The 12,761-nt window shown below is 65.0% G+C and carries 13 protein-coding genes; 7 read left to right on the forward strand and 6 right to left on the reverse strand.

The features are described from left to right. Positions 1-56: 56 nt before the first annotated feature. The 4 genes from WDM24_RS04145 to WDM24_RS04160 all read left to right on the forward strand — a co-directional run bounded on the left by WDM24_RS04145 (position 57) and on the right by WDM24_RS04160 (position 2,114). Positions 57-983: a DMT family transporter gene (locus WDM24_RS04145; RefSeq protein WP_338830543.1), complete on the forward strand. Its 927-nt coding sequence runs from the start codon at positions 57-59 to the stop codon at positions 981-983. 80 nt (positions 984-1,063) lie between these two features. Further along, on the forward strand, positions 1,064-1,261 hold the full coding sequence (locus tag WDM24_RS04150; RefSeq protein ID WP_166302120.1) for a hypothetical protein: 198 nt from the start codon (positions 1,064-1,066) through the stop codon (positions 1,259-1,261). A gap of 133 nt (positions 1,262-1,394) precedes the next feature. Continuing rightward, positions 1,395-1,568, forward strand: coding sequence for a hypothetical protein (locus WDM24_RS04155; RefSeq protein ID WP_165126501.1), 174 nt, complete (start codon positions 1,395-1,397; stop codon positions 1,566-1,568). A gap of 342 nt (positions 1,569-1,910) precedes the next feature. Beyond that, the gene (locus WDM24_RS04160; protein ID WP_338830544.1) at positions 1,911-2,114 is read left to right on the forward strand and encodes a hypothetical protein; all 204 of its coding nucleotides are present in this window, start codon (positions 1,911-1,913) and stop codon (positions 2,112-2,114) included. Positions 2,115-2,517: 403 nt separating this feature from the next. Here WDM24_RS04160 and WDM24_RS04165 read toward each other — a convergent pair whose 3' ends face one another. From WDM24_RS04165 to WDM24_RS04175, 3 genes are all read right to left on the reverse strand, one after another. Further along, a complete protein-coding gene (locus WDM24_RS04165) occupies positions 2,518-2,964 on the reverse strand; it encodes a hypothetical protein (RefSeq protein WP_338832576.1) in 447 nt (148 codons plus the stop codon). Positions 2,965-3,098: 134 nt separating this feature from the next. Then, entirely contained in the window at positions 3,099-3,470 is a 372-nt protein-coding gene (locus WDM24_RS04170) for a DUF883 family protein (RefSeq protein ID WP_166302124.1), read from the reverse strand. A 137-nt stretch (positions 3,471-3,607) separates the two neighbouring features. Beyond that, complete coding sequence (locus WDM24_RS04175) at positions 3,608-4,720, reverse strand: AI-2E family transporter (RefSeq protein WP_338830545.1); 1,113 nt, start codon at positions 4,718-4,720, stop codon at positions 3,608-3,610. 229 nt (positions 4,721-4,949) lie between these two features. On the opposite strand from WDM24_RS04175, the gene WDM24_RS04180 reads away from it, so the two are divergent. From WDM24_RS04180 to WDM24_RS04190, 3 genes are all read left to right on the forward strand, one after another. Beyond that, entirely contained in the window at positions 4,950-5,768 is an 819-nt protein-coding gene (locus tag WDM24_RS04180) for a L,D-transpeptidase (RefSeq protein WP_166302130.1), read from the forward strand. 26 nt (positions 5,769-5,794) lie between these two features. After that, on the forward strand, positions 5,795-6,427 hold the full coding sequence (locus WDM24_RS04185) for a DUF2865 domain-containing protein (protein WP_338830546.1): 633 nt from the start codon (positions 5,795-5,797) through the stop codon (positions 6,425-6,427). A gap of 199 nt (positions 6,428-6,626) precedes the next feature. Next, positions 6,627-6,782: a Thivi_2564 family membrane protein gene (locus WDM24_RS04190; RefSeq protein WP_061880958.1), complete on the forward strand. Its 156-nt coding sequence runs from the start codon at positions 6,627-6,629 to the stop codon at positions 6,780-6,782. A 175-nt stretch (positions 6,783-6,957) separates the two neighbouring features. On the opposite strand, the gene WDM24_RS04195 is transcribed toward WDM24_RS04190, so the two are convergent. From WDM24_RS04195 to cysC, 3 genes are all read right to left on the reverse strand, one after another. After that, the gene (locus WDM24_RS04195; RefSeq protein WP_224496526.1) at positions 6,958-8,124 is read right to left on the reverse strand and encodes an integrase core domain-containing protein; all 1,167 of its coding nucleotides are present in this window, start codon (positions 8,122-8,124) and stop codon (positions 6,958-6,960) included. A 260-nt stretch (positions 8,125-8,384) separates the two neighbouring features. Then, positions 8,385-10,547, reverse strand: a complete 2,163-nt coding sequence (locus tag WDM24_RS04200; RefSeq protein ID WP_338830548.1) for a malate synthase G — start codon at positions 10,545-10,547, stop codon at positions 8,385-8,387. A 259-nt stretch (positions 10,548-10,806) separates the two neighbouring features. After that, positions 10,807-12,726, reverse strand: a complete 1,920-nt coding sequence (cysC, locus tag WDM24_RS04205) for an adenylyl-sulfate kinase (RefSeq protein WP_338830549.1) — start codon at positions 12,724-12,726, stop codon at positions 10,807-10,809. Between the last annotated feature and the right edge of the window lie 35 nt (positions 12,727-12,761).

The following is a 12,761-nucleotide window of genomic DNA, read 5'->3' on the forward strand; positions in this document are numbered from 1 at the left end:
CGGCTGCGCTGACGGGATTTATCTTCGTCGATTGTGCCGGCTGAGGGGGCGGTGTCATGGATGCGGAGTTGCCGAAATCTCCGGTCGGCCGTCCGGCGACGGGCTGGGAGGACGCGGTCGCGCTGACCGGCTTCATTCTGGTTGCGGTCGGGCAGGCCTCCAACCAGGTGCTGGCGCGCGGCCTTGCCGGCTCGGTGCCGCCGTTTTCGCTGGCCTTCTTCCGCTGGAGCATCATCGCGATCGGGCTGGCGCCGTTTGCGATCGCGGCTGTCAGGGACGGCAAGATCCCGCTGGCGCAGAATCTCTGGCCGATCCTCGCCGCGGGCTTCCTCGGCATGTTCCTGTGCGGCGGCCCGGTCTACATCGCGGGCATCACGACCACCGCAATCCATATCGCGCTGATCTTCGCGCTGTCGCCGATCATGGTGTTCCTGATTTCGGCCGCGCTTGGCATCGAGCACATCGGTCCGCTGCAATGGCTCGGCACCGCGCTCGCGCTGGCCGGTGCGCTGTTGATCGTCTCGGGCGGCCATCTGGAAACGCTGACGCAGTCGAGCGCGGCCTGGGGCGACCTGCTGGTGGTGCTCGCGATGCTGGGCTGGTCCGGCTACACGCTGATGCAGTCGCGCGTCGGGCCGCGCGCCTCGCTGCTGGCGCGGGTCAGCCTGTTCTCGGCGGCCGGCGCGCTGTGCTCGCTGCCGCCGGCGATCCGGGAGATGTGGGCCACGCCGGCGGAGGTTTTCAACGCGAGGGCGTTCGAGGCCTATGTCTTCGCCGGCCTCGTGCCCGGCCTGATCGCCTATGCCGGCTTTGCCTGGCTCGGCGCAAGGTTCGGCTCGGTGCGGACGTCGCTCGTGCTCTACGTCGCGCCGATCGCCAGCGCGCTGTTGTCCTGGGTCATCCTCGGCGAGCCGCCGAAGCTGATCCATCTGATCGGCGGCCTTTTGATCCTCGGCGGCGTCTGGGCCAGCCTGCGCAAGTAGAGCCAGTTCCCTCCAGTGCAACCTTTTCCGGCCTCGTGCGTTGAATCCAGCGTTGATTCAAGAGCTTAGTTGGAGGCCATATGAATTTGACTCCCCAGCAGCGGAAGGCCCGCAACGAGTTGCGTCAGCAAGAGGCGTCGGAGGCGATCAAGGAGCATCGCGCCAGCGAGAAGGCCTTCTACGAGAATTTCAAGCGGCTCAAGGCCGAGCGGCAGGCGCGCGAAGCCGCGCAGTTCCAGACGAAGACGCAAGCTGCTTCGAAACAGGCTTCAAAATAAATCTGGGAACGTCACCCCCATTGTCCGGATTGCCCGGACGTTACCGGCCGAAAAGGAGTGGAAGCGATCGGAAGGGGCAGTCGAGTTCGCCCCAATGACGAGATGAAATCTCCAGCCCACGGAGGGACGTCCGATGTATTTTGCCGACAGCAAGACGGTGACCTGCAAATGTGGCGAGCCCCTGAGCGAATTGATGCTCGTCGACGACCAGACGACCGGAATCAAGTTTCACGTCGGTCGTTGCCTGTCCTGCCGTGAAGTGACAGTCGTTCGTTCCCAGGACATGCCAGCAAACGACAACGCGTAGTCAGGCGGTCCTCTCGCCAGTGAGGGGACCAAGCCCCCCTCGGCGCCTCACTCCAAATGCAACCGGTGAGTGAGATGCTGGCGGACGCCCGCCCGCGGCAGACCGCAAAAAAGAGCAGGGCGCGACCGGCATCACCACGGTCGCGCCCTACGTCGCCGGTCAATGGGGCAGGGGGAATAACCGGCTCTTGCAATGACTCGCATCCCCCCGGACTCGTTCCCTGCGCGAGAAAATATTTTCGTACACGGTTAAGTGATGGCCGGACGCGAGAACTCCACAGGTTCCGCTCGCGTTGTGTTCGTGATCGCCAAGGGAAATTTCCATGGGGCGAGGGACATCACCATGTCAAAGATTCAAAGGGGAATTTTCGCTGCGTTGGCGGGCGGATTGACGCTTGGCGCGGTGCAGCTCGCGTCCGGCCACGATCTCATTGGAACTCAGAAGGTCACCACCGCACTGGCACCGGAGAGCGCGGTCAACCGCGCCGCCAAGACCGACCGCGCGCGGTTCCATCGAGCGGCCTGCCGAGCCGGACCGTCGCGCTGAAGGTCGACCGGCTTCCGGAGACGTCGGTACTGGTCCGCGTTCCCGTGGCGCGGGAAGAGGCTCGCAATCGCCCCACAGCACCCGCCCGGGCCCGGCCCGGCGACACCCGCAAGGTGGCATGCGAGCCCGTGGTCAGCGTGCTGACCGAAGTGGCCAAGCTGCTGCAGCCCGGCCGCTGCGTGACCTGAGAACGGCGCTCCGCGATCTCAACTAGAGGCTCCGCGATCTCAACAGGCACAGCTGTCATCGCCCGCGAATGCGGGCGATCCAGTACGCCGCGGCCTATCGGCTCAATCACAATTGTCTCTGGAATACTGGATCGCCCGGTCAAGCCGGGCGATGACACCGGTTTGGGTGGTGACAGTTTGGATAGCTGACGGTCGCGCATTCTCGCGCGAGAGCGTCACTCCTCCGCCGGCTCGCTGCTCGCGGCGGCGCTGCGGCTGGCCATCAGGCCGAGTGCGAGGCCACCGACCGCCAGGATCGGGATCAGCCGCTTCACGCCGATCGCCCGGACGATCTGCAGGCCGGTGGCGATCAATGCGGGGTCGGCGAACATGGTCGCTGCAGCCGATTTCGCGGCCTTGGCCGCCTTCTCGGCACGCTGGCGTGCCTCGCGCTTACGCACGATGTAAACGGCGACAGTGACCAGCGTGACGACCAGGAACACCGCGGCGCCGGCGAGGCACGCCTCTACCGGACCATAGCGCTGCAGCACATAGACGAAGGCGGCCGCGCACAGGAAGGCGATGGTGATGGACAGCGCGATCGCAGCGGCGGCGGCAAGCGACGTCAGGCGCAACGCGCTGCCGGTGGATTCCTTGACGTCATTGATCAGCCGCTGAAGCATTGCCAAGCCTTGTTTTCAATCTCGCCTTGAAAAGCGCATCGACAAACGAAGCGGCGGCGCGCCAGCGCTGCCATCGCGTCTAGAAAGGTGGTTTTCACTTGACCGCCACCGCGGGCCTCATCCGAGAATATCCGTTAGCGCCGCCAGGCGACCCCGATCAGGAAGCCGAGGCCGAGCGCCAGGCCGACGGTCGCCAGCGGTCGCTGCGTGATCACGTCTTCCAGCGATTCCTCGATCGAGGATGCCGCGTCCTGCGCCGCGCCCATCATCGCGCTGCCGCGCTCCGACATGTCGTCGAGCGTCGATTCCGCGTTGGCGCGTGCATCCTTGTAGTGGCGGCGGGCCTGCTTGCCCGCGTTGTTGGCAAACGAGTTGAGCGCGCCGGTGATCTGTTCGGTAAGGGCTGCGATATCGTTCTTCACGGCGGTGACATCCTTTTCCAGGCGTTCGTAGGTCGCTTTGTCCGTCATGTTCTTGATCCCAAATGCGCTGTCCGTGCTCGACATCGAAAGCTCCCGGAGATTCGCGTGTTGTAAGGAAAAACGCCTCGCAGCAAGCAAAGTTCCTGATGCGAAACCGGGCCTGATCGTTCAGGAGGCTGTTCTCGACGCGAGCCGGCGCCTGCTTCGCTTGAAAACGCTTCCTATTCCTCGGGCAGCTGCGGCGAATTGTCCGGCATCAAATGCTCTTTGACGATCAACGCCACGATCAGCAGCGGTGACGACAGGAAGGCGCCGATCGGGCCCCACAGCCAAGTCCAGAACGCGAGCGCGAGGAAGACTGCGAGCGCATTCAGCGACAGCCTGCGGCCGACGATCATCGGGGTCACGAAATGTCCTTCCAGGAAGGTCACGGCCGCAAAGCAGGCTGGCGCGATCAGCCCGGCGCCGATGGTCGGCGAGGAAACGATGCCGACTGCGACCAGAACCACGAACATCGCGACCGGCCCGATGATCGGAATGAAGTTCAGTGTCGCGGCGAGCGCGCCAAGTCCGGCCGGATTGGGCGTGCCTGTCGCCGCGCAGATCGCACCGGTGACGATGCCGACGCCGACATTGATCATGGTCACCGTCAGCAGGTAGTTGCCGAGATGGGTCTCGATCTCGTTGAGGATGCGCAGCGTGCGCAGCCGCGCCGCGCGTTCGCTGAAGTTCATCACCAGCGCGCGGCGCAGGTCGTTCCAGCTCGCGATGAACAGGATCAGGGTTGCGATGAACAGCAGGAATTCGGCAAATGTCGGCGACAGGAATTCCAGCGTCGGCTGCACCCATTCGAATTTCGGCAACTGCAGGGTGGCAAGCGTGTCGGAGCCGCCGAGCATGCTCTGCAGCTCCTGCCACAGCGCGAGCGGCCGGTCGAACACGTGCAGCTTCTCCCTCAGGATCGCGCCGAGCTCGGGCAGCCGCGAGCTCCATTCCATCAGCGGGGCCGAAATCAACCCGACCATGAAGCTGACGGTCGCGACGACCGCGAACACCAGCAGCACCGCACCAAGCGCGCGCGGGATCCGGTAGCGTTCGAGCAGGCCTGCGGCCGGCGACAGCATGGTGCCGACAATGAAGGCCATCGTGATCGGGAGAAAGAACGCGCGCGCCAGATGGAGTACGGCCACCACGACGATGACCAGCAGCGCGACCAGCGCGAAGGCGACGACCTCGGCACGGTTGATCACCGGCGGCAGTTCGGCTTTGCTGTCGGGGAAGGGCGTGCCTTCGGGCGGATTGCCAAGCAGACGTTCACCCGGTAACGCGCGCACCAGTTTCCTCCGCAGGCCGGTAAAATCAATTTCGCGCTGCGAGGTGACCCCGCGCGTCCAATAGCGCCTGACAACGGCCCGCGTCGGCAAAGGTTCCATCGCGGGTTCGTGAGACGCGGCGGGTTGACAATCTCGGCCTTGCGATGATTCGCGCCGGAACTGTCTGGCGGCCACGCGCGTTGCTCCGGCATCGCATCACCACGATGCGCATCCCGTCCAGGGGCAGCACATGACACATCAGTCTCTCTCCAGCCGCCGGCTTGCGTCGCGCGCCGCGCGCACCGTTGCCTTCGCCAGCGTCCTGTTCGTGACGCCGTTCGTTGTCACCACCTCGGCCAACGCCCAAGTCCGCTCGTCTGCGCTCGGCTATGCGTCGACGCAGCCGGGTGCATTTCCGTCCGACGAAATGATGAACGATCCCTCGACCGGGGCCAGAGAGGACGGCGCGCTGCCGGAGCGGCTGCGCCGCACCACCGTCGCGCTCAACACGACGGAAGCGCCCGGCACCATCATCATCGATACCGGGAACACCGCGCTCTATTACGTGCTCGGCGGCGGCCGGGCGATCCGTTACGGCGTCGGCGTCGGCCGCGAGGGCTTTACCTGGGCCGGCGTCCAGACCATCAGTCGCAAGGCGGAGTGGCCGGATTGGCATCCGCCGGCCGAGATGATCAGGCGCCAGCCCTATCTGCCGCGCTTCATGGCCGGCGGCCCGGGCAACCCGCTCGGCGCACGCGCGATGTATCTCGGCTCCAGCGAGTACCGCATCCACGGCACCAACGATCCCTCGACGATCGGCAAGTACGTGTCATCGGGCTGCATCCGCCTGACCAATGAGGATGTCTCCGATTTGTTCAGCCGGGTCGATGTCGGCACCAAGGTCGTGGTGCTGCCGAAGAACGCGCCGCATCTCGCCGCCCGCGAACTCGGCCCGACCACGACGCAGATTTCGGTCCGGCCGGCACCGGTGCAGCCGCGTCCCGCGGTGATGACGCTGCCCTCAGGCCGCCAGGCGATGAACATTCCGACCGCTTCCTCGTTGTACTGAGGATCGGCGTTGTATGAGGGGCGGTGATGGTGAAGCGACATTCCAGGCGGTGGGTGTTCGGGACGGCGGCGTTGCTTGGCCTGTCCCTTGCGCCTGCCGCGCAAGCCCAGGATTTTTTCTCGCAACTGTTCGGCGGCTTCATGCAGGGCCGGCCGCCGGTGGTCCGGATCCCGTTCGACGACGGCCCGGCGCCTGTCGCGCCGCGGGCCGAGCGTCGCGCGCGCTATGACGGCGGTCAGGCTTACTGCGTGCGGACCTGCGACGGCCGCTATTTCCCGCTGGCCGCGACCGGCAACCAAAGCAAGGCGGAGAGCTGCAACAGCTTCTGCCCGGCGAGCGCGACCGAAGTGGTCTATGGCGGCAATATCGACAACGCCGCGACGGAGGACGGCAAGCCCTATTCCGAGCTGCCGAACGCGTTCCGCTATCGCGACCAGATCGTCGCGGGCTGCACCTGCAACGGCAAGGATTCGGTCGGCCTGGCCGCGGTGAAGATCGAGGACGATCCGACCCTGCGCAAGGGCGACATCGTCGCCGGCAAGGACGGGCTGATGTCGGTCGGCCGCCCTGACCGGCGCGGGGCATCGCTCAACTTCACGCCGGCACCGGATCGCATCCGCGCCAAATATCAGCGTCCGGCGGTGCTGGCGCGCGAGTAGCGCCGCTCACTAGAGCGTTTTCGAGCGAAGTGGACACCGGTTCACGTGAAGAAAACGCGTCAAAACAAGAATCGAGAGCTTCGGTTCTGATCTAATCAGAACCGAAGCCACATTCGGTTCCTGGCCCGGAACCGACTTCCCTCCTGCACGTTAGCAAAGGGCGAACAGCACATTCACCGATGCCATCAGGGGGCCCCGCATGCTCGTCGGCGTACTCGTCACCTTCCTTGTCGTTATTCTCGTTCTTTATCTCATCAACATGCTGCCGCTCGACGGCCGCGCCAAGCAGATCGCGCGCGTCGTCGTCATCATCATCGGCATCGTCTCGCTGCTGAAATATTTAGCGGTGTTTTAGAGCGTGATGATTTTTGGTGGAATCAGCCGGTCCGCAGACGCTTCGCCTCTCCCGCTTGCGGGGGAGGCCGACGCGCGTAGCGCGGCGGGTGGGGGCTCTCTCCACGATGTGACTCGCGTGTTCAACCGGCATGATTCCCGACATTTTGGACCGGCATGATCCCCGACAGTTTGGGTTAAGCGGTCTGTTCGCCCGGTTCGCGCAGCCCCTCACGAGGCGGAGCGAACCGGGTGAACAGGCCGCGGCGGTCGATGAGACCGACGTCGAGGTCGCAGAAGCGGACGACGTGGTCACCGGTATCGAGTTCGGCGATGCCGACAAGTTCGTTCACCAGCGCCTGACCGATAAAGACGAACTTGCCTTTCCATTTAATCTCCCCATTGCCGCGAACACGGCGGGCCTGGTGATCGGCGTCATACCAGGGGTCTTGCTCGCGATCCGGCATGGTGCGTTGAGATGCTCGATAGGCGTCCTCCGGCGGCCGTTGGCCCAGCGCTTCGTGAGGACGTTCCTTATTGTAATGCTCTCGGAAGGCGTCAAAGCGGGCCTGTTGCTCGGACGCATTATCTGCCGGTGGGCTCGATGTTTGCGCCTTCAAGGTGCGATGCATGCGCTCATGGCGACCGTTCTCCTGCGGCGAGGCCGGACGGATGAAGTGCGGCGTAATGCCGAGCTTCAGCCACCAGACCGACAATGTGGTGAGACCGCCGGCGCCGCGCGAGCCGAACGGCGAACCATTGTCGCAGCGGATTGCCCGCGGCAGGCCATGCTCGCGGAAAGCCCTCTCGAAGCGGGGGCGGACGCCCTCGGTCGTCGGTGCGACGATCTGCAGTTCGATCAGGAAGCGACTGTGGCTGTCAGCCACCGTCAACGGATCAATCCGGCACTGGTCGCGGGTGCGGAACCAACCCTTGAAGTCCACGCTCCACTCGTCGTTCGGCTCCTGCACCGGCGTGCAGGGACGCCGCTGGTCGAGCGGACGGCGGCGGCGCTTCACCGGCGAGATCAGCCCCGCGCGCTTGAGAATGCTCCCAATCGTCGACGCCGCCGGCCAATCGATCTCCGGCGCCTGGCGGTCAAGCAGGGCGAGCAGCTTGCGCGGTCCCAGATAGGGAAAGCGCTGCCGAGCCGCGATCACCTTCTCTGCAATCGCCGCATCGGTCGTTTGTCGGCATTGCTGCGGCGCGTGCGAACGGTCCCTGAACCACTCCGGATCGCCGCTCTGCTTCCGCTGGCGCCATGCGTAAAACGTGTCGCGGCAGATACCGTGACGGCGGCACAACTCCGACACGCTCCAGTTCCCGCTCTCGTACTCCATAAGCATCCGGATACGCTCTTCCATCCGACTGGTCTCTCTGAACGGCATCGTCGGGCCCTCCCGCCGATGCTTCTAGAAACCTGTCGGCAATCATGCCGGTCTAAACTGTCGGGTATCTATCCGGTCTGTACCCGCGGTGATACCCCCACCCCAGCCCTCCCCCGCAAGCGGGAGAGGGAGCGCAGTGTCTTCGCGGTCGCCAGATCACACTCTAGTGCCGCACGTGGCGCCAACAAAAAGTCCGGCGCATGCCGGGGCTTTTGCTTGTCGTCGTGACCCGCGGATCAGCCCGCGGCCTTGGCCTCGCGGCGGCGTGCGGTGAGGATGTATTCGGTGTAGCCGTTCGGCTGCGTACGTCCCTCGAAGATCAGGTCGCAGGCGGCCTTGAAGGCGACACCGTCGAACGACGGCGCCATCGGCTTGTAGAGGGCGTCGCCAGCGTTCTGCTTGTCGACGACGACGGCCATGCGCTTCAGCGATTCCATCACCTGATCCCTGGTGATGACGCCCTGATGCAACCAGTTTGCCAGATGCTGGCTCGAGATGCGCAGCGTCGCGCGGTCTTCCATCAGGCCGACATCGTGAATGTCGGGCACCTTGGAGCAGCCGACGCCCTGGTCGATCCAGCGCACGACGTAGCCCAGAATGCCCTGGCAGTTGTTGTCGATCTCCTGCTTGACGTCGTCGGGCGCCCAGTTCGACTGCGACACCGGAATGGTGAGGATGTCGGAGAGCTTTGCGCGCGGCCCGCCCTTGGCGAGCTCCTGCTGCCGGGCGGTTACGTTGACCTGGTGATAATGCAGCGCGTGCAGCGTGGCCGCGGTCGGCGACGGCACCCAGGCGGTGGTGGCGCCGGCCTGCGGATGGCCGATCTTCTGCACCAGCATGTCGGCCATCTTGTCGGGCGCGGCCCACATGCCCTTGCCGATCTGGGCATGGCCGGGCAGGCCGTCGATCAGGCCGTTGTCGACGTTCCAGTCCTCATAGGCCTTGATCCAGGGCTGCGCCTTCATGTCGTTCTTGCGGATCATCGGACCCGCTTCCATCGAGGTGTGGATCTCGTCGCCGGTGCGGTCGAGGAAGCCGGTGTTGATGAACATGATGCGCTTGGAGGCGCGCTGGATGCAGGCCTTGAGATTGACCGTGGTGCGGCGCTCCTCGTCCATGATGCCGACCTTCAGCGTGTTCTCGGCGAGCCCGAGCATCTTCTCGACCTCGGCGAACAGCTCGCAGGTCAGCGTCACCTCGTCGGGGCCGTGCATCTTCGGCTTGACGATATAGACCGAGCCGGTGCGGCTGTTCTTGACCTTGGAATTGCCCTTGAGGTCGTGGATCGCGAGCAGGCCGGCGACCGCCGCATCCAGCAGGCCTTCCGGGATTTCCTCACCCTTGGCGTCGAGCACCGCGTCGGTGAACATGTGGTGGCCGACATTGCGCATCAGCAGCAGGCTGCGGCCGTGCAGCTTCAGCTCGCTGCCATCGGGCTTCTTGTAGACGCGATCTGCATTGAGCGAACGCGTCAGCGTCTTGCCGCCCTTGTCAAAATCGGCCGACAGCGTGCCGTTCATCAGGCCGAGCGTGTTGCGATAGACCAGCACCTTGTCCTCGGCGTCGACGGCGGCGACCGAGTCCTCCATGTCGAGAATGGTGGAGACCGCCGATTCCAGGATCATGTCGGCGACGCCGGCCGGATCATCCTTGCCGATGATGTTGCTGCGGTCGATCTTGATCTCGACATGCATGCCGTTGTTGACGAGCAGGATCGCGGAAGGGTGGGCGGCATCGCCCTGATAGCCGGCGAACTGGGCGCCGTCCTTCAGCGCGGTCGAATTGCCGCTCTTCAGCTTGGCCGACAGCTGGCCGGCGATCACGCTGTAGGAGGTCACATCGGTGTGGCTTGCGGTCGCAAGCGGCGCTGATGCGTCGAGGAAGGCCTTCGCCTTCGCGATCACCTTGTCGCCGCGGGCCTTGTTGTAGCCCTTGCCACTTTCGCTCGGATCATGCGGGATGGCGTCGGTGCCATAGAAGGCGTCATACAGCGAACCCCAGCGCGCGTTGGCGGCGTTCAGCGCATAGCGGGCGTTGGTGAGCGGCACCACGAGCTGCGGGCCGCAGATCTTGCCGATTTCCTCGTCGACATTTGATGTCTCGACCTTGTGGGTCGCGGGCTCCGGCAAGAGGTAGCCGATCTCCTTGAGGAATGCGGTGTAGGCGTTGATATCGAATGCCTTGCCCTTGTGGGCGCGATGCCAGTCGTCGATCTTGGCCTGCAGCGTGTCGCGGACCGCGAGCAGCTCGCGGTTCTTCGGTCCGAGCTTCTGGATGATGGCGGCAAGTCCGGCCCAGAACGCGTCGGGAGCGATCCCGGTCTTGGGCGTCGCCTCCTTGGCGATGAAATCGAACAGGACAGGGGCGATCTTCAATCCATGGGCATCGACACGAGTCATGATGGGCTTTCTCAAAGAAACGGGCGTTTTAGGAGCTGTTTTCGAAAGAAATCAGCAAAAAACGCGCCAAAGGGCCGCGTTCACGGCCCTTTTAGCCTTAAAGTCCTGGCTCTGAGAAGGCCCTCTGTCACCCCACTCTCAGGTGTCATGCCCCGCTTCAAGCGGGGCATCCAGTACGCTGCGGCCTATCGGCTCAATAATTGCTGTCTCTGGAATACTGGGTCGCCCGGTCGAGCCGGGCGATGACAGTTGAGCGAGGTCAGATATTCGCCGCGAGATCGGTCAGTTCGTCGAACAGGATGCCGGTCTCGGACAGCATCCGCTCGATCTCGTCGGTGGCCTCGGTGACCGAGCGGTTCGAGGTGTCGATGGTCAATTCGTTGCCGGTGGGCGGCTGGTAGTCGTTGGTGATGCCGGTAAAGGACGGCAATCCACCGGAACGGGCCTTGGCGTAATGGCCCTTGGGGTCGCGGGTCTCGCAGACCTCAGCAGGCGTAGCGACATAGATCTCGCGGAACGCGCTGTCGGCGATGCGGCGGGCCGTCGCTCGGTCGGCGGCCGACGGCGACACCGCGGCGACGATCGCGATATGACCGTTGCGCGCCAGATGGGTCGCGACCTCGGCGAGACGGCGGATGTTCTCAGCCCGATCCTGCGGCGAGAAGCCGAGATCGCTGTTGAGGCCCGCACGCAGCGTGTCGCCGTCGAGCAGGATCGGCGAGCCGCCATTGCCGAACAACCGCCGCTCCAGCGCCCGCGCCAGGGTCGACTTGCCCGAACCGGGCAGGCCGGTCAGCCAGATCACCGCGCCGTTGTGGTGGTAGCGCGCCGAGCGCTCGTCCGCACGCAGGGCGGATTCCACCGGCACGATATCGACCGGCACGGCAGGCCGGCCGGCGTCGACCGACAGCACGAGGCCGCCGCCGGCGATACGGCCGTTGACCTCGATCACGAGGCGCCCGGTGCGCGGATTGTCAGTGTAGGGATCGGTCGCCACCGGTTGCGCCAGCGAGATGTCGATCTCGCCGACATGGTTGCGCGCGATTGCGCTGTTCTCTTCGTTGGAGAGCGCGCCGGGATCGATCGCCTTCTCGATCGCGACCACGGTGGCGCGGCTTTCCTTGGTGCCGAGCCGGATCAGGATCTGCTCGCCCTTGGTCAACGGCTTGTCGTGCAGCCAGAAGATCCGCGCGCGGATGCGGCGGGTGTCGCGCGGGCTCTGCCCGCTATGTCCGATGATGTCGCCGCGCTCGAGGAACAGCTCGCGGTCGAGCGTGATGCCGACCGAGCGCCCCGCGCCCTGCGTGCCGTTGACCGGCGTCACCGGCCAGCTCTCGACCGTCTTGATCTTGGCGATCTTGCCGGTCGGCATGATGACGATCTCGTCGCCGGCCTTGAGGCTGCCGGACTCGATGCGGCCCGCCACGATGCGGCGGTCGTCGAACTTGTAGATCGCCTGCACCGGCAGCCGCAGCGGCAGCTCGGCGAGCGGGCGCGCCGGCTCGAGCGCATCGAGCGCATCGACCACGGTCGGTCCCTTGTACCAGTCGATCCGCGCCGTGCGCTCGGCGACGCCGTCGCCGTCGCGCGCCGAGATCGGGATCACAGCCGTCGGCCTGACGCCGAGGCCGATCAGATGCGCCGAAATCTCGTCGCTGATTTCCTTAAACCTCTCGGCGCTGAACTCGACGCGGTCCATCTTGTTGACCACGACCGCGACCTGCTTCACGCCGAGCAGATGCAGCAGATAGCCGTGACGGCGGGTCTGGTCGCGCACGCCTTCGAGCGCGTCGATGATCAGCACCGCGCCATCGGCCTGCGAGGCGCCGGTGATCATGTTGCGCAAAAACTCTGCATGGCCCGGCGCGTCGATCAGCACGACGTCGCGCGAGCGGGTGCGGAAGCGGATCTGGGTGGTGTCGATGGTGATGCCCTGGTCGCGCTCGGTCTGCAGCGCGTCGAGCAGGAACGACCATTCGAACGGCATGCCGCGCCGCGTGCTGACCGCCTTCAGCATTTCCAGCTTGCCGTCCGGCAGGCTGCCGGTCTCATGCAGCAGGCGCCCGACCAGCGTCGACTTGCCGTGATCGACATGGCCGACGATGACGATGCGCACTTGCGGCCGCGTCGTGCCGTTGGGCGTTGCCGAGATCGAGGCGGTGGGAAGGATCATGTTCATCGGAACGCTCGCGCGAAGTGGGAAGCCAAATGTTG

Origin of the sequence: Bradyrhizobium sp. 27S5 (assembly GCF_037217225.1) — a bacterium.
GTDB lineage: Bacteria > Pseudomonadota > Alphaproteobacteria > Rhizobiales > Xanthobacteraceae > Bradyrhizobium > Bradyrhizobium septentrionale.